This window comes from Streptomyces sp. NBC_01717, from assembly GCF_036248255.1.
In the GTDB taxonomy this organism is placed as follows: Bacteria; Actinomycetota; Actinomycetes; order Streptomycetales; family Streptomycetaceae; genus Streptomyces.
The window spans coordinates 214,689-240,888 of the sequence record NZ_CP109179.1 but is presented as its reverse complement, the minus strand read 5'-3'; the positions used below and the strand labels follow the sequence as shown (position 1 = coordinate 240,888).

1 protein-coding gene (running past both ends of the window) is annotated in these 26,200 nt (G+C 66.3%); it reads left to right on the top strand.

The whole window is internal to a glycosyltransferase gene (locus OHB49_RS43115) on the top strand: the coding sequence, 90,060 nt in all, runs 24,373 nt past the left edge and 39,487 nt past the right edge, and what appears here is coding positions 24,374-50,573, spanning codon 8,125 (partial) through codon 16,858 (partial); the first complete codon in view begins at position 3. Both codon boundaries (start and stop) fall beyond the window edges.

Below are 26,200 nucleotides of genomic sequence, written 5' to 3'. Positions count from 1 at the left end.
AGATCCTGGTGTGGAGCAGCACGGAGAACGTCACATCCTCGCCGTTCCACCAGCGGTTGACCGAAATGGTCGCCGAGGCTGCCGGGTGGCGGAAGGGTAAGAATGTCGTCGTGCCCAGCCGTCCGGAAGAGACGCTGGGTAAGCTGTTGCTCCCGATCCTCAGGCTGAACAGGGAGCTCGCCCCTGGTCAGCAGCTCTCCGAGGCACTCACCGTCAAGACCGACGGCAAGGTATTCGGCGCAGCAGGGCCGGAAGTCTTCGACTTGGTCGAGGCGAAGACCGGCAGCGACAACGCGCTGGTGCTGATCGGCAAACCTTCCCACGAACAAAAGAAGTTCAAGGAATTCTTCAAAACCTTCGACCTCAGTGAGAGTGGCGTTCTCTATCACTTTGATCAGTCCGCCGACGGCCAGTTCAACATCTACGGCGACAACACGTATCCGCTGCCTGAAGGGTTGGCTGGAAAGCCAATTCTCGTTATCAGCGGGCATGGGGAACCGGACCATGTAACCTTCGGCCTAAAGGGCCGTTACTCTCGGAGTAACGACTCGTCAGAGGCTACAAATGAGGTCATACTCGCCCCCGCCCACCTGGTCGATACGGTTATGAAGACCAAGACCTACGCCAAGGCGCTGAGGATGGCCGAGGGCAAGGGGCAGAAGCTGAACGTCCTGTTCTGGTCTTGTAATGTCGGCAATGAAGACCTGATCGATGCCTCGTTCGCCGAAGAAGCCGCCGCGAAGATTCCCGCGGGCCAGGCGAGCGTGTGGGCAAGCCCCTACAAGGTCGTAAGTGGCCTGAACGGGGATTTCGGAGTGCTGGCGCCGCGGAGCGGCGTTTCTGATGTCCTCAAACAGTTTTTCCCGCCCGTGGTGGACGATTCGGTTCTCAACGGTCGCAAGACGGTGACGATCGGAGATCCTTCCCAGTTCGCCGGTGCCGTCTCACTGCGGAAGGCTGGCGAAGATCTACGACTGCGGCACGAGCACGCCCATTCGGGATCGGAAGCCGATATCGAGAATTTGGTTGCCCAACTCGGTGGTAAGCCTTACGTCGTCCTCGGGCGGCGCGTCGGAAACAAGGTAGAGCTCTACGACAAGACGGGTGAGGTGGAGACACGGACCCTGCTCGGCCCGGAGGAGCTGGCCGACTGGCTGAGCCAGAAAGACCGGGTGCCGAAGAAGGCTCCGCTGTTCCTCGCGGTGGACGGCTTCGGATTCAAAAGGCTGATCGAGAGCGGCAGCGACAGGGATCCCGAGGTTTGGGGGGACTCGTTCGCCGACGAGTTGGCCGACCTCTGGGATGGTCCGGTGTTGGGGCTCGGTGGCCGGCTGCGGCAGGTGAAGAACCCGCAGACCGGGCAGTGGCAGCTCATGGTCAACTACTTGCCGGGAGTTGGAGCGGACGCCGCGGTAACTTTTTCCTGGCCGCGTAAGGCAGTCGCTGCCGCGAGCGGAACGGAAGCCGCGGCGATTGCCTTCCACCACGAGATCGGCCAGGTCACGGACAGAGCGCGTGACTCCTACGGCCTGGCCAAGGGCATCATTGAGGCGATGGGCGTCGACGCCTTCGACGCTCTGGTTGACCGGGTCTCCGGCATCGTGCGGGAGGAGATCCTCTTCCCCGTGAACGGCCTGCCGCAGGAGTTCCAAGCGATCGTGGAAAGCATCAGCATCCTGAGAAGCTTCCCGGCGGCGGAATCCGCACAGGCCGTCGACTCCGTCAAGGATTACATCAGCGACCTGCGCGATTTGTGGAACCTCCCCAAGCCGACCGGCCCGGACGCGCTCTCGGCAGCCGAGCGGCGCGAGAGGACCACCACGGACTCGGCGGGCGACGGGCAGTCGGCGTTCCTGTCAACGTTCAGCCACTTGACACCCGCGCTCGTCGTGCGGAATCCGGTCACGCCGCAGAGCCCCGCGGCTTCCGAGTCCGAGCCCGTATCGAGTCGTCCGTGGCAGTCAGTCATCGGTTTTGGTGAGGGGAAGAAGGACCTCACCTCCGAAGCCGAAGCCAAAATTCGGGAGCTCGCCGGCGAAATAGCCGAGGAGGCGGTGCGCAACCACCGAAGCGGTTCCCCGATGCTCGAGGTCTACATCACCGGATTCGGAAATTCACAGCTCACCGGCATGAAGGCCGGTGAACAGCGGGCTCGCAGCGTCGAGAAGACCATCAAAGAAGAGCTGCTGCGCCGGCTGGACGAGCTGAACGAGGGATTGGAACCGGCCAGCCTGCGTCCGACCATTCCGCTTCTGGAAAGCATCAAAATCGTATCCACCACGCTCGGTTACGAAGGGGCCGCACCGCAACACGGTGCCACACCGGGGGATAACCGTCGGACGGCGGTCATCGACGTCGTTCGCAGGCCGGCCTTCGACGGGACGTTCTTCGAGGGCGCCGTCTCCCTTCGACCGACTGCCGAGTTCCAGGGAACGCAGGACCTTCCGGACCTGGAGGGGCTCGAGGAGGCAGTCCAGAGCGTCGGGAACGCCGAGGCGTTCCTGGTGGACGTGCCGGAGAAGTTGCGGCGGGCCACCCTCGTCGAGATCAAGCTCCTGGCGCAGTCGCTGAGAAATGCGGGGCTGCCCGGGACAGGACCGTTGGTCCTGAACCTGCCGGGCACCGATGGCGACGCCGGGCAGGGGGGCGTCCCGACGGCGGTCCTGTTGGCCGAGGAGATGGGACGTCCGGTCGTCGCACTGACGCAGGGCTTGGACGGAGGCTCTGGCACTACCAGCGGGACCTGGCAGGTTCACCGCCCGGACGGCTCCTTCCCCCAGCCGCAGAGCGAGTCGACGGCCGACTCCAACGGGACAAGTACCTTCCTCGACGAGCTGCTGGCCCCCCCGTACATCAATCTGCACGGCTCCACCGACGACCGGGCGGCGGCCTTCGGACCCGCCACGCCACAGTCGGATCGCAGCGAACTCCCCTCGCAGTCCGTCGTGCCGAATCCGGTCACGTCGCAGAGCCCCACGGCTTCCGCGTCCGAGCCCGTATCGAGTCATCCGTGGCAGTCAGCCATCAGTTTCGACAAGAGGAGGAAGGACCTCAACCTTCACGCCAGGGCGGAACTTGTCGACATCGCCGGCGAAATAGCCGAGGAGGCGGTGCGCAACCACCGAAGTGGTTACCGTTTGCCCGAGGTCTACATCACCGGATTCGGTAATTCAGAGTGGACCGGAATGAACGCCGGTGAACAGCGGGCTCACAGCGTCGAGAAGTTCCTCAAAGAATGGCTGCTGCAAAAGCTGGAGGCCCTGGACGATAGATTGGAACCGGGCAACCTGCGCCCGACCGTTTCGCTTCTGAAAAGCATCAAAATCGTATCCACCACGCTCGGTTACGAAGGGACCGCACCGGAACACCGTGGTGACAAACTGAGAGACTTCCGTCGGAAAGCGGTCATCGACGTCGTTCGCAAGCCGCACGCCCACTTGACGTTCTTCGAAGGCGCCGTCTCCTTTCGACCGACTGCCGAGTTCCCGGGTACGTGGGGTCTTCCGGACCTGGCGGGGATCGCGAAGGCGGTCCGGAGCGTTGGGGACGCCAGGGCGTTTGTGGTGGACGTGCCGGAGAGGTTGCGGTGGCCCTTCCCCGTCGAGATCAAGCTCCTGGCGCAGTCGCTGAGAAATGCGGGGCTGACCGGGACCGGACCGGTGGTCCTGAACCTGTCGGGCGCGGTAAGCGTCGCGTGGCAGGGGAGCAGCCCGGACCTGCTGGCCCAGGAGCTGCGACGTCCGGTCATCGCACTGACGCAGGGCTTGGACGGGGGCTCGGGCACCACCAGCCCGACCTGGCAGGTTCACCGCCCGGACGACTCCGTCCCCCAGGCGATCCCGTTCCATCAGGAAATCGGCCAGGTCACGGAGCTAGTGCGTGAATCCTACGCCCTGGCCAAGGGCATCATTGAGGCGATGGGCGTCGACGCCTTCGACGCTCTGGCCGCCCGGGTCTCCGGCATCGTGCGGGAGGAGATCCTCTTCTCCGTGAACGGCCTGCCGCAGGAGTTCCAAGCGATCGTGGAAGGCGTCCGCATCCTGACAATGTTGCCGGCTGCGGAATCCGTCGAGGCCGTCGACTCAGTCAAGGATTACTTCATCGCCCTGCGCGGTTGGTGGAACCTTCCCAAGCCGACCGGCGCGGACGCGATCTCGGCAGCCGGGCGAGGCGAGAGACCCACCACGGACTCGCCGCGCGACGGTGAGTCGGCGTTCCTGTCAACGTTCAGCCACTTGACACCCGCGCTCGTCGTGCCGAACGCGGTCACGTCGCAGAGCCCCACGGCTTCCGCGTTCGAGCCCGTATCGAGTGGGCCGTGGCAGTCAGTCATCAGTTTCGGCGAGGGGAAGAAGACCCTCACCCCCCAAGCCGAGATGAAAATTTTCGACGTCGCCCGAGAAATAGCCGAGGAGGCGGTGCGCAACCACCGAAGTGGTTACCGCTTGCCCGAGGTCTACATCACCGGATTCGGTAATTCAGAGCGGACCGGCATGAAGGCCGGTGAACAGCGGGCTCGCAGCGTCGAGAAATACCTCGAAAAAGAGCTGCAGCGATGGCTGAAAGTCCAGAACAGGGGAGTGGAGCCGGGCAGTCTGCGTCCGACCGTTCCGCTTCTAGGAAGCATCAAAATCGTATCCACCACGCTCGGTTACGAAGGGGCCGCACCGCAACACGGTGCCACACCGGGGGATAACCGTCGGACGGCGGTTATCGACGTCGTTCGCAGGCCGGCCTTCGACGGGACGTTCTTCGAGGGCGCCGTCTCCCTTCGACCGACTGCCGAGTCCCTGGGAACGTGGGGCCTTCCGGACCTGGCGGGGATCGCGAAGGCGGTCCGGAGCGCTGGGGACGCCAAGGCGTTCCTGGTGGACGTGCCGGAGAGGTTGCGGCGGGCCACCCCCAACGAGATCAAGCTCCTGGCGCAGTCGCTGAGAAATGCGGGGCTGCCCGGGACAGGACCGTTGGTCCTGAACTTGGCGGGCACTGAAAGCGACGCCCGGCAGGAGGGCGTCCCGACGGCGGTCCTGCTGGCCCAGGAGTTGCGACGTCCGGTCGTCGCACTGACGCAGGGCTTGGACGGAGGCTCTGGCACCACCAGCGCGACCTGGCAGGTTTACCACCGGGACGGCTCCGTCACCCAGCCGCAGAGCGCGCCGACGGCCGAGGCCGTACTGGCGAACCTGGATCTCGCCGCGCTGGAGGCCCTGTACTTGGCGAGTGGAGCCGACGCGCGCCTTCTGCAGGAGCGGGCCGCTGGGAGCGAAGAGGAGGCCCTCGCACACCTGCGACGCCAGGCCCGGATCGCCGTCGAGCGTGCGTTCGGCAGCGGTGGCATCACCGACCACCTGCCTCTGATGTTCCTGCGTAACCCGGCTTTCGCCGACCTAGCTGCGGAAGCCGCGCAGATCGCGGGCCTGCCCGGCCGAGACCAACGCCTCCAGGAAATCCGGAGGACGCTCGCGGACAGGGCTTCCGAACTCGTCTCGGGTATGCGCGAGGAACTGCGTGACCACCGCGAGCGAGCCGTCGCCACGGTGAGGGAGCTGCCATCGGTGGTGGATTCTGTGTGGTGGGCAACCCGCGAACCCGGGGCGCTGCAGGACCATGCCGGCGGATCCGCGCTGTCGGAGCGTCCTGCCATTCTGCCGAGCCTGCACACGGCCACGGCCGACCAATCAGTGGCGCTCGACACCGCACTGGCACACGGAGCCGCACTGGGCGACGACCACCTGGTGCTGTGGGAGGTGCGCGAATCGAGCGGGCGCTCCCTCGCGCCGTTCTCCCGCAACCCGCGCACCCGGCCCGTGCTGTACCCGGAGCGCGTCCAGCTGCGGATCACGGACAGCAGGCTCGTGCACGACGAGCGGTCCGGACTGACCTACGCCCATGTCACCGCCGAGGAAATCCCGTTCCGGTCGGCACCGGTGTGGGACCGTCCGGTCACCACCCAGGACGTGCACTCCCACGACGACGAGGCACGGATCGGCACCGTCAGCGGCGACGCACCCACCGCCCTCGCCCGGCTCGACGCGGAGCGGGCCCGCGGCCCGCGCAGCGACCAAGTGTTCCAAGCCCTGCGCCCCACCCTCTCCGGCACGCAGGTCCGCGGCCTGCGCGGTGAGGGTCTGGCGGAACTCCCTGCGGCAGGCGGTACGGAATTCGCCGGTGCCGCTGGGCGGGAAACGGTCCCAGCGGCCGGGCCCCTGGAGACACACGGCCCGGACGAAACCCACATCGCCGCGCTGCGCCTGCTCACCGGCCTGGACCGCCCACTGCTCAGCGACCGGTTCACCGCCGGAACGCAAGGCCTTGTGCAACTGCGCGACCAGGCTGAGAAGCTGGCCTTCGCCTCGTTCGACAGGCGGAACTCCGGCTACCCGCAGCTCTTCCTGCGTGATGCGGCGCTCCGCTGGTTCCTCGATGAGGCCGACGCGGTTCCAGCGCGCGATCCCCGCCGCGAAGAGAAGCTCCAGGAAATCCGCGCGGACGTGGCCGCTCGCGCCCGTGAAATCGCTGCCGACCTGAGTAAGGAAATCACCGGCTACCTGGATGCGGCGGCCGAAGCCGTGCGGGCGATGCCGCCGTTGGACGGCCCGGTGTGGTGGGGCATGCGAGTAGACGGGAAGCTGGCGGTGGCGCTGGACGCCATCACCGTGCCCCGCTTCCACGAGGTGACGACCGATCAGCGAAAGGCGCTGACGGACCTCTCCGACCCCGACACACCGAACACAGGGCAGCGGGTGCTCGTCCAGGTGGACTCCTTGTCGGTGCGGGACATCACCGCCGCCCTGGAGGCAGGCCAGGCCGGGCCTCGTATCGGAATGTTCCCGCAGGACACCGAGCTCCGGATAGTCGGCCGCGAACGGCAGGACGACGAATTCGGACGGCCGTATCTGCACCTGCGCGTCGTCCAGGCTGAGTCGGAGACCGCAACACCGGACCGGTCCTCTCCCACCGACCGCGACGTCCAGGAGCAGGAGCAGGAGCAGGAGCAGGAGCAGGAGCAGACGCAGACCGCCGAAGTCGGTCACAGCACGTTCCCGATGGCCACCAGCTCTGCTCCTGCTCGCCCGCAGCCCGCGCATCTCAACCCGGCTGACGGCGGGTTCGGGGTTGCTTTTGAGGATGTTCCAAAGTGGATTAACGCTCGCATCCTGTTCGAGAAGGAAGCGGCTCGCTTTGAGAATTCCCTTGGCCGGCATTTGATGGAACATGCGGCCGCCAACGAGCACTTGGGGCGGATGGTCCAGGCCGTCTGGGAGCGCACGCCGGAGGAGTGGCGGGACGAGTACGGCACTGACGATGCTGCTATTCCCGGTGCTGTCGGCCGGGATTTGGACGCGTTGGAGCAGGTCGTCTACGCAGGAAATCTGCGGGAGCGCATAGCGATCTTGTTCAACGGATGGGAGCTCATCCACGAGGTCCTCGGGCTCAGCCATAGGGACCCGCGAGCAATCGAGACCGAGCGCAGCCAGCGCCGTACACATGAGATGACGCGTTGGCGCCGGACGGTGAACGCGCAGATCGAGGCGTCGGACCTGCCAGACGATCAGAAGAAGGCGCGGCTGGCCGAGGCCAAGGCGAGACTGCTAACGAGCATCCCGGTGGACCGTGTCCGGCCGCCTTTGAGCGAGGCAGAGCGGCGGCTGGTCCAGGGGGACTCTGTCGCATGGAAGTCGGGATCGCGGCGTTTTGAATTGCCGATGGGGGGTGCCTTCCACAAGGCCGCCCAGTCTTCCGGCGCACTGGTGGCCGCCGGTACGTCGAGCTCGACATACCGGCCTCTGCTCCAGGCGGCCGCCATGCGGGAGCAGTGGGGGGTCGACGTGGACCTCGGTCTCGTCCGCCTGGCGCTGCTCGGCTCGATGCTGGCCATGCGACACCACACCTTCCACGAAGTGATGCGCGGCGCTCAACTGGTCTTCGACGCACTGGCCGAGAACGGCACGCCGGAATCTCCGGAACTCAACTACCACGACAACTGGGGACGCTACTGGCAAGTGGCCCCGCTCTCAGAGGACGAGCTGCGCAAGTACGTCGCCATCGATGGCAAGTTCCCAGATGAGCATGTGTGGGAGCAGATCGGGCTCCCCGGCCAGGAGCCGGCCGGCTCGAAGCCCGAAGACGGAGGTCATCGGGACAGCGCTGTGCTGGTCCGGCCCATCGTCGACGCCACCGGCAGGCGGATGGGAGATGCCTCGTACAAAGCCGAGGACTGGTCCATCGAAAAGAACACCTACGGTCATCTGACAGGGAAGACCAGCGGCCGGGGCAGTGAAGTGCTGGTCCTCCCCATCGTCGACGCCACGGGCAGGCGGATGGGAGATGCCTCGTACAAAGCTGAGGATTGGTCAATCCGAAGGAACACCTACGGTCATCTGGCAGAGCAGACCCACTACACCCAGTGGAGCAGGAACGCAGACGGGGAAGAGGTCTCCAGCCAGCAGCCGCTCCCCGCGCAGTGGGGCTCCTCCTACTTCGTGGGCTCTCACGGCTCCGCGACGGGCTTTGGTCTGGCCACGGTCAGCGGCAATCTTCTGCGGGTCGACGGTGCGCAGCGCGGGCGCGAACTTGCCGAGCGCAGAGGCCAGATGAGTGGCTTCAACAGCATCGTCCTGATCGCCTGCAGCACAGGCAGGACGCACGAGGGCGTCGATTCCGTCGCTCAGGCCGCGCCGGCTCAGCATGTGGCTGACGAGACCGGCCTGGCGGTTTACGCCCCGACTGGAGAGTTCGCTTTCTTTGAGGACCCCCACACCGGGCAGCGGCGGATCCACCTCCTCGAGGATGACGAGGGCCAAGCCAGCTCTTGGCTGGTGTTCCACCCGCGGAACGGACGTGACCGGACCTCCCCGGAACCTGCCGCTCCCGGGGATGAAGCTGCCCGCGACCCTGAGGCTGGGAAGAGTTCCGCCGCTCCCGCTCGCCCGCAGCCCGCGCAACTCAACGCGGCTGAAGGCACATCAGAGACTGCCGTCCTCCCCAGCCAGCCCGACGTCGTCCAGGAGAGCGCTGCCGCCCACTCCCGCGACAGAATGGAAGCCCCGCTCTACCCGGCCCCTGAAGACTGGAACGCGCCCCGGCGCACCGCGCCGATCACTGCAGCTGAGTCGCTTGAGCGTCACCCGCCGAGGCTGTCGAACATGTACGGCGACCCTCGTTGGGAAGAGCTCAGCCGCCGACACGAGAACGCCCTGGGCGAGGTGCTGGCCGCGGACCCGGCCGTCATCGATGCGGCCAGGAAAGCTGTCAGGTACCTGCACCGGTACCTCAGCAGCCTGGTGGGCCCGAGCGCCCCGAGCGCGTTCTTTGGGAACGTCCCCAACCCGCCCGAATCCCTGGCCCGGCTCGTCGATGACAAGGGCGGAGCGAGCCTGGCAGAGCTGATGACCGCTTTCCACCAAGCCGCCTACGCCAACCCGACCACGCCAAACACGCTCAGCCGGTTGTGGGCTGCCGACCCGAGCTTGAACACCAAGGGCCTGCCGCTGGAGCCGACGCTTGTACCGAGAACCGGCGACTGGCACCAAGTCATGACGCGCAATCGTGGCTTCCGGATCGTCCACGGGTCCTCCCCGCTGGCCGAGTGGCTGCTGCAGGTCCACCAGAGCATCGCTCCTGACGAGGACCCGATGCCGTTCCGCGATGCGCTGCTCGGGTGGCTACTGCCCGCCGGCACCTACTCGCTCGTGGAGATCCTCCAGGCTTCCCAGCGGGTAGGCGTGCGCGATGCAACGGAGCCTGATCCGGAGGTCATCGACGCTTCGCGCCTCTACGGCTGGGCCGCCGCGTTCTTCGCCCCGCTCGACCGGCCATCCATTGCTGGACGGACAAGCGGGACCGGGAAGCACGGGGACCTTTGGCAGGACTTGTGGCAGCCGCACCGACGGCTCTACGCCGAGCGAACGACCTGGCTCACCCCACAGCTCACACATGACGGCTCAGCGCTTAGGACGATCAAGAGCCTGTACGGCCTGTATGGGGCCGTTGACAACTACCCGCAGTTCGACGAGGCGTCCCCGGACACACCCGCGGAGGTGACAGGGGGCCAGCGCAGGCAGGCATGGCGTGCCTGGCTGCTGCGCCACCGAGACCAGCAGTTGGTTTTCAACGTCAAAGTCGAGCTCGTGCCCGCGCTCTACCTGGCCAGCGGTTCCGATGTCCTTCTGCTCAACGCGCCCGTCACGGGTGATGCGGAGAGCTTGCTGTGGCGGCGTCGGCTTGCCCGTTCTCTCGTCGCTCAGGCATTCAACTTCGGTGACCTGCGCTTCTCCCTACCACTGCTATTCCTGCGGGACGCGACCTTCCGGGCACTGGGTGACTTGGCCAGGACCGTGTCCGATTCCGCGCCTGACCGCGACGCCCGGCTGAGCGACGTGCATGCCCAACTCGCCGACCGAGCGGCCGAACTGGTCGAAGGGCTCGCACAGGAGCTGCGCGAGCACCGCGACATGGCGATGGAGGCGGTCGAGCAGCTGCCCCCGGTGCTAGCCCGCACCTGGTGGGTAAGTATGGAGAACGGCCCGATGGAGGGCGACACAGCGGTGGGTCAGCCTGAGCAGACCATCACCCGGGCACCGCTTCACCCGGTGACGCTCAACGCCCGATCGGCGCTCGACGCCGCGCTCGCCCCGACGAAGCTGACCGGCTATCCGGTGCTGTGGGAGGTCCTGGAGTCGACCGCGCGGGACATCGCCATGTTCGCCCGTGATCCTGGGGAGAGGCAGGCGCTCTACCCGGAGAAGAGTGAGTTCCGCGTCAAGGAACGGAAGATCCGAGTGGATGGCACGACCGGCCGCCGGTACGTGCACATTAGGCTCAGGGAGCGCAAGCCGAAACTGTCGCGCAAAGCGTGGAACCGCGAGATCATCACCCGACCCGTTATCGACAAAGACGGCCGGCAGATCGGGGTGTCCAGTCACAACGGTCGGGACTGGCTAGTCGGACGCAAGAAGTTTTTGCCCCGGTTCTTCGAGAACAGCACCTACATGGTCGAGGACGACAAGACCTCCGCGCTGGTAGGCCCGCAACCCGTGCCCTGGCTCGGCGAGAGCGTGTTCCTGTGGACCTCGCACGGCTCGCAGCGCAACATGCGGGTGATGTCGCGCTACGGCACGAAGATCGTTGCCCCGGAGCAGGTCGGCTACTACCTCGGGCGGGTGCTCGATGGCCTTCGCGTGCCCGCGACTACACGGCTGGTGCTGCATTCCTGCTCTTCGGGGGGGCAGGTTGCGCGGGCCGAACGGGTGGGCCAGGCCGTTGCTGACCGCAGCAGCCACGGTGCCTACGCCCCGGAAACTGACTCGGGGATCCATTTTGCTCCGGGCCAGCTGGAGCTCTTCCTATACACTCAGCCGGGCAATCCTACGCCCACCTGGGTTCCGTTCGAACCGCGTAAATGGACGGCACTTGATGCTGCTGCCCGCTCTGCCGTCCATGACTTCTCCGGACAGGCAGCCAGGTTCCGCGCCTTCTACGGCACCAAGCGGTGGGAGGAGCTGACCCGCTCGTACGAGGACGCGCTCGGCCGGGCGCTGGCCGAGAAACCCTCGGTGATCGCCGCCGCTCGGCAGGCCGTGACCCGCGTCTACGACCACGAGGTGACCCAGCACGGCCACCACGGCAGCGCCAGGCGGTTCTTCCCGCCCACCCATCCTGCGGCGTCCGACTATCGGACGGCGATGGAGCGGCTGCTGGACGCGAACTCTGCCGCCAACCTGGTGGAGTTGATGTCGGCGCTCGACTACGCCCTCATGCGGGATCCCGTTCCGCGGTCCCGGCCCGTAGACAAGTCGAGCCCGGACTTCCACGAGGTGCGCTCCGCGGGCATCCTCGTCGTCAACGACCAGGCGCACCTTGCCAAGGAGATGTTGCTGCGGTACCGCGCCGTCCCGGGCGTCCAGGCCGCGGACATGCCCGCGTTCCGCCAGGCGGTCCTCGCCTGGCTGCTCCCCGACAATTTCAACACCCTCTTCGAAGTCCTGGAAGCCTCACACGAGGCCGGGATGGGCGACGTCGTCGAGCACACCGTCATGTTCGGCGACGCCACCCACCTGTACGAGTGGGCCGATACCAAGTTGGCCCCGCGTGAGGACGCCCCCGCGTCCTTGCGGAGGCTGCTGCTTCTGCCCCACCACTCGCACTACTTCAACCACAGGCGCTGGCTCACCCCTGAGGTCAGCGGGGACGGCTCGGTGCCCTACGGCATCTGGACCGCGCTCCACAGAGGCGATGAGCACCTGTCCGAGACCGGCAACGTGCTCCCCACCCCCCGGACCGCCGATCCGCGCGTGGCCCACGCCACGTGGGACGCGCGTCAGAAGGCCCTGGACGACTGGAAACGGCGCCACAAGGGCTCTCCGCTGGACCGACTGAGTCCCCCACACGTCCTCGCGCTCTACCTGTTCGGCGACCAGGACGCCCGCCTGCTTGGCCAGCGATTCATGGCCAACCGGTCCCCCGCGCAGGTCACCGCTGAGCTCCGGCAGGAGGTCCGCGCCGTCGTCAATGCCGCTGTAGACGGCGAGGTCCAGTTCCCGCTGCTTCTGCTGGGCGATGACACCACTCGCGCGCTGGTGGACAGGCTGCAGACCCTCCCCGCGAGGGTCCGCGACCGGGTGGCGCAAACGGAAGAAACCCGACGGGCGCTGCTGGCCCGCACCGACAAGCTGGCGAACCGGCTATACCAGCAGACCCCGGAGCACCGCGGCATGGCCGCCGAGGCACTGGGGCTGCTGCCGCCGGTGGGGGCCCCCATGTGGTGGCACATGACGGCGTCGGGACCGCTGGATGACCAGCCTTCCGTCGGACTCCACGAGATCACGGTGCCCCAGTTCCACTTGGCGAGGTTCACCGAGCCCCACGCCCTCGCGGCCATGCGCGTGGAGATGGCCCAAGCCCCGGACGGAAGCCATCCGGTGCTGGTCGAGGTGGTCGAATCCTCGGCCCGCGACGTCTCGGTGTTCTCCCGTAACCCCGCTCGCCGGGAGGCCCGCTACCCCGACGAGGCTGTCTTCCGCGTCCTGGACCGGCAGGTGCGGCACGATGCGGAGACGCGACAGCGGTACGAGCACATCACGGTCCAGGAAGTTGAACCCGTCCCGCAGGCACCGGACACCGGGCCGCTGCCCCCACGGCGCAAGGCCTCGCGTCGGTCCACCAGGCCCGCCTGGCACGCCGACGTCCAGCTCCACGACATCCTCTGGGGCGGCAGGGTCGTGGGCAAGGCGTCGTTCAACACCCGGGACTGGGTCCGACGCGAGGCCACCTACCAGAAGCTGCCCGCCGTGACCCACTACCAGCAGTGGAGCAGGGATCCGATAAGCGGCAGGCAGTCCGCGATCGAACTGCCGCTGCCCACCGACCCGGGGCGGACCTTCTACTTCGCCTCGCACGGTGCCCCGCAGGGCTTTGAGCTGGCGATGGGCAGGGGCGGCACGAAGGTAGACGACGGCACGTTCGTCAGCGAACTCATCGGCAACGCCGCCGAGTTTGGTTTCACCAGCATCATGGTGCTCGCCTGCAACGAGGCGCCTGCATCGGGCAGCGGGGTGCCCTTTGCCTCAGGTGTCCGGCTACACCGGATCGCCGGTGCTTCACGCCTGCCGGTGTACGAAACGACGGGCCGCGTCGCGGTCACCGCCCCCGCGCCGGAACCCGCCGTCGTGCACCTGCTGGAGGACAGCGACGGTCGGCCCACGTCCTGGCGGGTGGTACGCCCCTCAGGCACGGCCTCGCAGCCGATCTATCCGGGTGCAGAGGACTGGAACACGGAGCCGCATGAGACTGGCACCGGAACCGGGGCCCGGAGCGGGGCCGAGCCCTCCGGGCCGACTGGCGTCCCTGCTGCCGAGTTCCCGGAAGGCGGCTGGAACTCGTCAGGTTCGGCGGCGGACCGCGAGGACCGTGGCCCGCTGCTGGAAGACAGTGGCGGGCGGCCCACGTCGTGGCGGGTGCTCCACCCCTCGGGCATGGCCTCACAGCCGGTCTATCCGGGAGCGGAGCACTGGAACATCGACCGGACGCAGACAGCCTCGTCCTTCCGGTCTGCCCTTGGGAGTGGAGACTCTGGTTCTGCACGGCGTACCGGTTCGGTGTGGCCGGGTGGGGGAGGGGCTGGTTCGGGGCGGGTGGTGCACAGCATCGGCGCGGGCGCGCGCACGATCGGTGTGGCTTCGTTCTCTGGGTATGACTGGTCGTTGCGTGCGCAGGCGTATGCACGTCTTCAGGAGGTGGGTGAGTACGCGCAGTGGAGCCGGGGTCCGGGCGGTGAGGACGTTGCGGCGCGGGCGACGATGCCTGTATCGGGAAGCGGGACGTTCTTCTTCGCCGCGCATGGTCACCCCAGTGGTGGGTTCTCCGCCGCCCTTGCCGATGGTGGAACGAGTTCGGTGGACGTTCCATGGGTCGTGAGCGTGTTGGGAGGGTCCGGCACTCTGTTCGAGGCTGGGTTCCGTGATCTGGTGATCCTGTCCTGCCAGCCCGCAACGCCTTTGACCGAGGACGGTGCGCGGCTGCTGGAAGGCCGGCTGAGAGCCCTGGCGGACGGCACGGGACTGCACGTCTATCAGAACACCGGACCGGTGGCCGTCACTCCGCAGGATGGTGATAAGGACCCGCTGGTTCACCTGCTGCCGGACTCCGAGGGGCGCCCGACGACCTGGGCTGTCGCCAGCCCTGATGGAACGTTCGCGTTGGCCCCGGCGTCGCTGGTGCCTCCGCTCCCTGTCGGGGGCGACCGGAGTGCTGCTCAACCGTGGTCGGTGACGGGGTGGCGGCCGGCCGGTTCGTTGGAGAGTGTGCGGTTCTGGCCGCTCTATGCAGACCGTGAGTGGCAGCAGCGGAGCGTGGAGTTCGAGGCGGAGCTTGCCCGGGCGTTGATGGAAGACGAGGTAGCCGTCGCCGCCGCCAAGAAGGCGGTCGAGCAGCTCTATTACTTCCTGGTGCAGCGGTACGGTGTGCGCGGTGCTGATCTGGCGTTCTTCCCGCCGGACCACCCGGGAGCCGGGTCTGGACAGTCGGTTCTGGGCTTCGCCGCCTCGCTGCCCGGGCTCAGGGGGCTGGTGGATGCGTTCTTCCGTGCGGTACATGGCGCATCGCCCACCTCGCTCAGCCGGATGGTGCCGGGGACGATCGCTCCGGCCGGCCCGGAGCGTGGTCAGGGCTACCGCGGCGGGGCGTATCAGCTCGCTCACGATTCGCGCGGGTTCCGTCATGTCGGCGGTGCCGGTGGCCCTGCGTTGGGGATGCTTCAGGCATATCAGGTGACGGGTGCGGACCAGAGGGAGCTGACGGACTTCCGGAAGGCCGTCGTGGCCTGGGCCATGGTGTCTGACGCCCAGTCACTGCACGAGGTGCTTCGCGCCTCGCACTCGCTTGGCATGGGGGACGGTGCGGAGCGAGACGCGTTGTCCCGTGACGGGGCGCGTCTGCATCTGTGGGCTGCCGCACACCTCATGCCAACCGGTGCTGATCTGGGGATTCCTCATCACCAGCTCTACCACAGCCGGTACCAGTTCACTGTGGATGACGGCGACGCGAAATATTCACGGTCAGCGACCATAGACGTGCCGGAGACCATAGCCCGTGAGCTGGAACTGGCGGCGTCCGGGCAGCCACTCCCCGCCTCGCCATCGATTCGGCTGAAGGCGGCCCGCGAGTGGCTTGACACCTACGGGGATGTGGGGCGGAAGGCACTGCGTGCGTTGCAACCCGCGCATCTGACGGCGCTTTTCCTCTATTCCAACGCCGACTTCCAGCTGTTCAAGGCGCACATCAATGGCGGCCGGCTTGGAGAGGCGGCAGGACGGTGGATGCTTCGGCGCAAGCTCCGGCAACTGGCCCTGACCCATGCGCGTGACGGAGGCGGAGCGATGCCGCTCCTCCTGGAAAACGATCCGGGATTCACGCAGTTGACAGAGGCCTTGGCCAACTTGGCGTGGGGTTCTACGCCCGAACTCGCCCTGGACCTGAGCCGTATCGTGCGTGAGATCGCCGAACGCCTGGGCGAGCAGTTGCCGGTACATGTCGCGATGGCCGCCGAGGCACTTGATCTGCTGCCGCCGGTCAATTCGACAGTGTGGTTCGGCAGTCACCCGCCTGGCCAGATCGGCCAGGTTCCCCCAGACAGTCCATCGCTGATCTCCAACACCTGGCTTGCCACATCGTTCCGCAGTACCTCGCTCGACCAGCGAATAGCAGACGGCTTCATGATCGCAAAAAGCGGCAACGGCCACCAAGCGCTGGTGCGTGTGCTGAACTCCACCGCCAAGGAGATCGCTCCCTTCGCGTATAGCCCGCAGGAGAAGGAGGCCCTCTACCCTCCGGGGGCGGCGTTCCAGATCGTCAAGCGCGAGATCCGAACCGATCTGTACCGCCCGTACGGCCTTTACACCCTCACTGAGATGCCGTCGCGGCCTGCTCCGGCGTACTGGAACGCGCCGTCGCACGAGACAGCGACCATCTCCCGGACACCGGAGACGCCCTCTTCCTCCCCCAGCGCCGGCAGTGGTGAGACCATGACCGCTGGCGCACGCTCAAGGGTGGTCGGGGGGCTGCTGGAGTCGGCGGATGAGGAGGTGCTGTTCCCGACGAGTCAGGCGCCACACAAACTCCGTACGTGGTGGCGTGCGATCCGGTCTGACCGGTCTCGCCCCGAGAGTGGAGCTTCTGGCCCTGTGGGCGGCCTTCCGCACCAGAGCCAGGGCCCGGCGTACACCCGGGCAGCGGAGCTGCTGGAGGATCTCCGGGCTTCCGCTGTCCCGTCCGGGGCCACAGGGCAGCCGTTGTCCGGGACGGAGTTGCTGGGGCCGGACCTGTTCGGCCTGCGCCGGCCGACGCCGCCTCCGCCCTTCCTGGCCGGGCATGACCACACCGCTCTCACCGATGGCCGGTCGGTTTCCTTCTTCAACCTCCTCGACATGGCACGGTCAGAGCCCGCTCCCTCGCACCGTCAGATGGCGCCGGACGCCCTGCCAAAGGCCAAACACCTCGAAACAAGGTCTGAGTGGCCGCAGGCCACGCGGGAGTGGTGGGCCGAGGCCGGCAGGAAGGATTTGCCGCAGCTTCCCGCGATGGCCCAGATGCCACGAGTGTTCCACTCGATCTGGCTGGGCGGCCCCCTGCGGGACACAGACACCCAGCAAGCTTTCCGCGTGAACCTGGCGGTACGGTCCGAAGTCCACGGCACAGGGGCCCGGTCGGTTCTGTGGACCGATGTGTCACGCGCCAAGTTCGAGCAGGTCAAGGCAACCTCGTCCAGCGCGGACTCCGCCGACCTCGCCGAGATCCGGGACATGCTCGCATGGGCACAGAAAAACAAGATCGCCCTCGTGAACGTCGACGAGGTGTTCCACGCCGAATCACCCATGCTCCTGCACGAGTTCTACCGGAACGAAATCTTCAAACAGGCAGGCCCCGGCTACGCCGCGGCAAGCGACATCCTCCGCATGGAAATCATCCACCGGTTCGGCGGGATCTACCTCGACGGCGACGTCAAACTCCGAGATCGGGACACGGCACTGGACAGGGTAATCCGGTCAGCCGACTCGCTGCCCGGATTCGCCATGGACAGTTCATATCACCGCCAGACAGTTGGAAATGATATGTGGGTGGCGCCCAAGGGGCACCCTATTGCCCGTATCTATCTGGATGAGATTCGGCAACGTTATAGCCAGCCGCAGTCTAGCTTGATGGACGATTTCAGTGGGATGCGGGAGGGCTTTTTCCGCAACGCCTTCGGTCGGGTGCACCGGAACTCCGTTATGCGTCGAACGGGGCCGGGCGCCCTGGAATCTATCGCCGATAAACTGGGAATCGGTCAATTCGATTTTCCCCCCGTGGATGGCGCAATCACGCAATACGCCGCGAGTTGGTTGCGACCTTCGGCGCCCCGGGAACGAGAATCGCTCGTTTCGCGGGCTGAAACGCTTCGGACTGCCCAGATGGCGACGCAGGCACTCGTGCGTGATCTGTTCAATCGTGGGGGCGACTTGCATGTCACTCAGGTGGAAGCTGCGCTGAAAGAACACGCGCAGCGGGACCTGATCTGGGAAGCGGCGCTCACCTTCCTCGCCCAGCGGCCGGAACTGGCCGAACGGGTCTCCACGATCACACTCAAGAGGATGGATCACGAGGGAGAGCACCTGGTCAAACTCCCGGATGCGGCCCTTCCCCTTCTCGACTTCGGCACCCCCGCCGGTGAAGAAGATGAAGGTGCAGGCTTCTGGTTGGGGGAGTGGCGGGAACCTGTCCGTCTGCCCTCGCTAACCGTCGAATCGGAGGAGCCCGACCGCCAGGCGTCGGGTGCGCCGAAGTCTGGCTCCTCAGGCAGCAAGACGTCGGTGTTGGCTGTTCCCTCGGACAAGCCCGTCCTCCGTGAGGAGTGGTGGGACCGGCGTGGGGGGGCCGTACCGGCCCTGCTGAATACTGAGATCTTCGACCCCGGTTCCACTCCCGATCCGTCGGCGCGCGAGGACGGGCGGTCTGGTCTGCTGGCCGGCCGGTCCACACTGGTACGCGCCGAGATCCGGCGGATCCAGGCAAAGGGCGGCCGATGGGTGCGGGAGGCGTCGGTCATCTTGCCCCTCAAACTGGGCGAGGGTACCGGTCCCGGAACCGTGGAGTGGCTTGGTCGGCGCATTAACGAGCTGCTGGACCAGCGCGTCAACATCGGCTTCCTGCTCCCGGTCTCAGGCGATCAGCTCCACGTCACCGCCGAGGTCGTCCTGGCTCCGGAGCACAGGCAGGCCGTCGAAGTGACCCTGACCAAGCAGCCGGGAGACTCCGACCAGCTGCACTTCCACCTCCACCTCGACGACGCCACCGCCGAGGACCGGGCTGAGAACCGGGCCGAGGACGACAACACCCTGCTCCACGAGGTCCTGCACTACACCGGGGTCACCGACCGGTACTTCGACCCCACGGCACTGTTCCGCAACCATCGCAGCAAGGCGGATGAGACCGGGATCATGGCCGGCGGACCCGCCGGCAGCGTGACCGCCCTGTCCGAGGACTACCTCCGGCAAATCGAAACCGCCACCACCTCAGGACCCGTCCTCCGCGACCACCGCCTCGACACCCAGGACAACACCACAGCCAACACGACCGGCAGCCACCCAGACGCACCGGCGCCGGTGGAGACCGTCTCCCAGACGCTGGGGACAGCCTCGCCCTCCTCCAGTCCCGGCAGTGGTGAGCCCGTGACCGCTGGCGCATGGTCAGGGGTGGTTGGGGGGCTGTTGGAGTCGGCGGATGAGGAGGTGCTGTTCCCGACGAGTCAGGGACCACACAAACTCCGTACGTGGTGGCGTGCGATCCGGTCTGACCGGTCTCGCCCCGAGAGTGGAGCTTCTGGCCCTGTGGGCGGCCTTCCGCACCAGAGCCAGGGCCCGGCGTACACCCGGGCAGCGGAGCTGCTGGAGGATCTCCGGGCTTCCGCTGTCCCGTCCGGGGCCACAGGGCAGCCGTTGTCCGGGACGGAGTTGCTGGGGCCGGACCTGTTCGGCCTGCGCCGGCCGACGCCGCCTCCGCCCTTCCTGGCCGGGCATGACCACACCGCTCTCACCGATGGCCGGTCGGTTTCCTTCTTCAACCTCCTCGACATGGCACGGTCAGAGCCCGCTCCCTCGCACCGTCAGATGGCGCCGGACGCCCTGCCAAAGGCCAAACACCTCGAAACAAGGTCTGAGTGGCCGCAGGCCACGCGGGAGTGGTGGGCCGAGGCCGGCAGGAAGGATTTGCCGCAGCTTCCCGCGATGGCCCAGATGCCACGAGTGTTCCACTCGATCTGGCTGGGCGGCCCCCTGCGGGACACAGACACCCAGCAAGCTTTCCGCGTGAACCTGGCGGTACGGTCCGAAGTCCACGGCACAGGGGCCCGGTCGGTTCTGTGGACCGATGTGTCACGCGCCAAGTTCGAGCAGGTCAAGGCAACCTCGTCCAGCGCGGACTCCGCCGACCTCGCCGAGATCCGGGACATGCTCGCATGGGCACAGAAAAACAAGATCGCCCTCGTGAACGTCGACGAGGTGTTCCACGCCGAATCACCCATGCTCCTGCACGAGTTCTACCGGAACGAAATCTTCAAACAGGCAGGCCCCGGCTACGCCGCGGCAAGCGACATCCTCCGCATGGAAATCATCCACCGGTTCGGCGGGATCTACCTCGACGGCGACGTCAAACTCCGAGATCGGGACACGGCACTGGACAGGGTAATCCGGTCAGCCGACTCGCTGCCCGGATTCGCCATGGACAGTTCATATCACCGCCAGACAGTTGGAAATGATATGTGGGTGGCGCCCAAGGGGCACCCTATTGCCCGTATCTATCTGGATGAGATTCGGCAACGTTATAGCCAGCCGCAGTCTAGCTTGATGGACGATTTCAGTGGGATGCGGGAGGGCTTTTTCCGCAACGCCTTCGGTCGGGTGCACCGGAACTCCGTTATGCGTCGAACGGGGCCGGGCGCCCTGGAATCTATCGCCGATAAACTGGGAATCGGTCAATTCGATTTTCCCCCCGTGGATGGCGCAATCACGCAATACGCCGCGAGTTGGTTGCGACCTTCGGCGCCCCGGGAACGAGAATCGCTCGTTTCGCGGGCTGAAACGCTTCGGACTGCCCAGATGGCGACGCAGGCACTCGTGCGTGATCTGTTCAATCGTGGGGGCGACTTGCATGTCACTCAGGTGGAAGCTGCGCTGAAAGAACACGCGCAGCGGGACCTGATCTGGGAAGCGGCGCTCACCTTCCTCGCCCAGCGGCCGGAACTGGCCGAACGGGTCTCCACGATCACACTCAAGAGGATGGATCACGAGGGAGAGCACCTGGTCAAACTCCCGGATGCGGCCCTTCCCCTTCTCGACTTCGGCACCCCCGCCGGTGAAGAAGATGAAGGTGCAGGCTTCTGGTTGGGGGAGTGGCGGGAACCTGTCCGTCTGCCCTCGCTAACCGTCGAATCGGAGGAGCCCGACCGCCAGGCGTCGGGTGCGCCGAAGTCTGGCTCCTCAGGCAGCAAGACGTCGGTGTTGGCTGTTCCCTCGGACAAGCCCGTCCTCCGTGAGGAGTGGTGGGACCGGCGTGGGGGGGCCGTACCGGCCCTGCTGAATACTGAGATCTTCGACCCCGGTTCCACTCCCGATCCGTCGGCGCGCGAGGACGGGCGGTCTGGTCTGCTGGCCGGCCGGTCCACACTGGTACGCGCCGAGATCCGGCGGATCCAGGCAAAGGGCGGCCGATGGGTGCGGGAGGCGTCGGTCATCTTGCCCCTCAAACTGGGCGAGGGTACCGGTCCCGGAACCGTGGAGTGGCTTGGTCGGCGCATTAACGAGCTGCTGGACCAGCGCGTCAACATCGGCTTCCTGCTCCCGGTCTCAGGCGATCAGCTCCACGTCACCGCCGAGGTCGTCCTGGCTCCGGAGCACAGGCAGGCCGTCGAAGTGACCCTGACCAAGCAGCCGGGAGACTCCGACCAGCTGCACTTCCACCTCCACCTCGACGACGCCACCGCCGAGGACCGGGCTGAGAACCGGGCCGAGGACGACAACACCCTGCTCCACGAGGTCCTGCACTACACCGGGGTCACCGACCGGTACTTCGACCCCACGGCACTGTTCCGCAACCATCGCAGCAAGGCGGATGAGACCGGGATCATGGCCGGCGGACCCGCCGGCAGCGTGACCGCCCTGTCCGAGGACTACCTCCGGCAAATCGAAACCGCCACCACCTCAGGACCCGTCCTCCGCGACCACCGCCTCGACACCCAGGACAACACCACAGCCAACACGACCGGCAGCCACCCAGACGCACCGGCGCCGGTGGAGACCGTCTCCCAGACGCTGGGGACAGCCTCGCCCTCCTCCAGTCCCGGCAGCAGCGCGCCAGCGACCGCTGACGCACGCTCAGGACATGAGAAGCGGTCTGACCCGCCTCGCCTTGGGAGTGGAGTTTCTGGCCCTGTGGGCGGCCTTCCGCACGAGAGTCAGGGCCTGGCGTACACCCGGGCAGTGGAACTGCTGGAGGATCTCCGGGCTTCCGCTGTCGCGTCCGGGGCCGCAGGGCAGCCGTTGTCCGGGACGGAGCTGCTGGGGCCGGACCTGTTCGGCCTGCGCCGCCCAGTGCCGCATCCGCCCTTCCTGGCAGGGCATGACCACACCGCTCTCACCGATGGCCGGTCGGTTTCCTTCTTCAGCCTCCTCGACATGGCGCGGTCAGGTCCCGCTCCCTTGCACGGGGAGATGGCGGCGGACGCCCTGCCACGGGCTGAACGCCTCGAAACAGAGGCTGAGTGGCCGCAGGCTACGCAGGCGTGGTGGGCCGACAGGCCGGATGAGCCGCAGCTCCCCGCCATCGCCCAGATGCCACGAGTGATCCACTCGATCTGGCTCGGCGGTCCTCTGCGGAATGCCGGTAAACAGGGGGCGTTCCGGCAAAGTTTGACGGATAGGGTGCGTCTTCATGGGAAGACGGCGCGATCGGTTCTGTGGACCGATGTGCCTCGCGCCATGTTCGAGCAGGTCAAGGATGACCCGTCCCATGTCGACACCGCTGAGCTGGCCGAAGTCCAGGACATGCTCACATGGGCACAAAAAAACTACATCGCCCTGGTGAATGTCGACGAGGTGTTCCATGCCGGATCACCGATGTATCTGCACGAGTTCTACCGGGCCGAAATGATCAAGCAGATAGGACTCGGGTACGCGGCGGCGAGCGACATCCTCCGCATGGAAATTCTCCACCGGTTCGGTGGCGTATACCTCGACGGCGATGTCAGACTGACTGACTCCTTGGATCAGGTGATAGAGTCCGCCAACTCGCTACAGGGATTCGCTACAGATATAGTGCAAGACGATGAGAATGTCGGATACAACAATGATGCGTGGGTGGCGCCGAAGGGTCATCCGATTGCCCGTATCTACTTGGATGAAATCAAGAAAGCATATGCCAGGCGTCAATTCGACCTGATGGGCTATTTCGTAGTAGCGCCTATAGCTTACTTCGCCACTCCTGAAGGTATGGTGCATCGGAATTCCGTAATAGGGCGGACGGGCCCGGATAATTTCGAACGCATCATCGAAAAATTGCGCATCGAAGCTCGAGATCTGCCGTCCATCGACGACATGGACTGGCTTAAAGGCTCCGGCCTGTCCTGGCTTGAGCCGTCGGCGCCTCGGGAACGGAAGATGTTCGTCCCGCGGGCGGAAACGCTTCGGACTGCCCAGATGGCGACGCAGGCACTCGTGCGTGACCTGTTCAACCGTGACGGCGACCTGCACGTCACTCAGGTGGAAGCTGCGCTGAAAGAGCACCCGCAACGGGACCTGATCTGGGAAGCAGCGCTCACGTTTCTCGCCCAGCGGCCGGAGTTGGCCTCGCAGGTCTCCACGATCACACTCAGGAGGCTGGACGGGGACGGAGAGCACCGAGTCGAACTGCCGGATGCGGCCCGTCGCCTTCTCGACTTCGACACCCCCGCGCGTGAAGGCCGTCGAGAAATCGACTGGCTGGGCGAGTGGTGGACACCCGTCCGGCTGCGCTTGCTGGAGACAGCCTCGCCCTCCTCCAGCCCCGGCAGCGGTGAGCCCACGACCGCTGATAGACCCTCGGGGTCGACCGGCGTCCCCGCTGCCGAGTTCCCGGAAGGCGGCTGGAACTCGCCAGGTTCGGCAGGGGACCGCGAGGACCGTGGCCCGCTGCTGGAGGACAGTGGCGGGCGGCCCACGTCGTGGCGGGTGCTCCACCCCTCGGGCATGGCCTCACAGCCGGTCTATCCGGGAGCGGAGCACTGGAACATCGACCGGACGCAGACAGCCTCGTCCTTCCGGTCTGCCCTTGGGAGTGGAGACTCTGGTTCTGCACGGCGTACCGGTTCGGTGTGGCCGGGTGGGGGAGGGGCTGGTTCGGGGCGGGTGGTGCACAGCTTCGGCGCGGGCGCGCGCACGATCGGTGTGGCTTCGTTCTCGGGGTATGACTGGTCGTTGCGTGCGCAGGCGTATGCACGTCTTCAGGAGGTGGGTGAGTACGCGCAGTGGAGCCGGGGTCCGGGCGGTGAGGACGTTGCGGCGCGGGCGACGATGCCTGTATCGGGAAGCGGGACGTTCTTCTTCGCCGCGCATGGTCACCCCAGTGGTGGGTTCTCCGCCGCCCTTGCCGATGGTGGAACGAGTTCGGTGGACGTTCCATGGGTCGTGAGCGTGTTGGGAGGGTCCGGCACTCTGTTCGAGGCTGGGTTCCGTGATCTGGTGATCCTGTCCTGCCAGCCCGCAACGCCTTTGACCGAGGACGGTGCGCGGCTGCTGGAAGGCCGGCTGAGAGCCCTGGCGGACGGCACGGGACTGCACGTCTATCAGAACACCGGACCGGTGGCCGTCACTCCGCAGGATGGTGATAAGGCCCCGCTGGTTCACCTGCTGCCGGACTCCGAGGGGCGCCCGACGACCTGGGCTGTCGCCAGCCCTGATGGAACGTTCGCGTTGGCCCCGGCGTCGCTGGTGCCTCCGCTCCCTGTCGGGGGCGACCGGAGTGCTGCTCAACCGTGGTCGGTGACGGGGTGGCGGCCGGCCGGTTCGTTGGAGAGTGTGCGGTTCTGGCCGCTCTATGCAGACCGTGAGTGGCAGCAGCGGAGCGTGGAGTTCGAGGCGGAGCTTGCCCGGGCGTTGATGGAAGACGAGGTAGCCGTCGCCGCCGCCAAGAAGGCGGTCGAGCAGCTCTATTACTTCCTGGTGCAGCGGTACGGTGTGCGCGGTGCTGATCTGGCGTTCTTCCCGCCGGACCACCCGGGAGCCGGGTCTGGACAGTCGGTTCTGGGCTTCGCCGCCTCGCTGCCCGGGCTCAGGGGGCTGGTGGATGCGTTCTTCCGTGCGGTTCATGGCGCATCGCCCACCTCGCTCAGCCGGATGGTGCCGGGGACGATCGCTCCGGCCGGGCCGGAGCGTGGTCAGGGCTACCGCGGCGGGGCGTATCAGCTCGCTCACGATTCGCGCGGGTTCCGTCATGTCGGCGGTGCCGGTGGCCCTGCGTTGGGGATGCTTCAGGCATATCAGGTGACGGGTGCGGACCAGAGGGAGCTGACGGACTTCCGGAAGGCCGTCGTGGCCTGGGCCATGGTGTCTGACGCCCAGTCACTGCACGAGGTGCTTCGCGCCTCGCACTCGCTTGGCATGGGGGACGGTGCGGAGCGAGACGCGTTGTCCCGTGACGGGGCGCGTCTGCATCTGTGGGCTGCCGCACACCTCATGCCAACCGGTGCTGATCTGGGGATTCCTCATCACCAGCTCTACCACAGCCGGTACCAGTTCAAGGCGCGAGACAGCGACGCGAAATATTCACGGTCAGCGACCATAGACGTGCCGGAGACCATAGCCCGTGAGCTGGAACTGGCGGCGTCCGGGCAGCCAGACCCACTAAAGGGTCGGCGGAAGTCAGCCATCGAGTGGCTGGACACCTACGGGGATGTGGGGCGGAAGGCACTGCGTGCGTTGCAACCCGCGCATCTGACGGCGCTTTTCCTCTATTCCGACCTCGACTTCCAGCTGTTCAAGGCGCACATCAATGGCGGCCGGCTTGGAGAGGCGGCAGGACGGTGGATGCTTCGGCGCAAGATCCGGCAACTGGCCCTGATCCATGCGCATCACAAATACGAATCGATGCCGCTCCTGCTGGAAAACGATCCGGGATTCACGCAGTTGGCAGACGGCTTGGCCAGCTCGGAGGACTCTCCCGTCATTAGCCGTATCTTGCGTGAGATAACCGAACGCCTCAGCGAGCAGTTGCCGGTACATGTCGCGATGGCCGCCGAGGCACTTGATCTGCTGCCGCCGGTCAATTCGACGGTGTGGTTTGGCAGTCACCCGCCTGGCCAGATCGGCCAGGTTCCCCCAGACAGTCCGTTGCTGACCTCCAGCACCTGGTTTGCCACATCGTTCCGCAGTACCTCGCTCGACCAGGACGTAGCACTCCAATTCATGCGTGTAAAAATCCTGCTTGGGGGCGACGGCCACCCAGCGCTGGTGCGTGTGCTGAACTCCACCGCGAAGGAGATCGCTCCCTTCGCGCTTGATCCGGACCAGAAGGAGGCCCTCTATCCTCCAGGGACGGCGTTCCAGATCGTCAGGCGCGAGACCCGCCCGTACGGTCATTACCTCCTCAGGGAGATGCCGTCGTGGCCTGCTCCGGCGTACTGGAACGCGCCGCCGCAGGA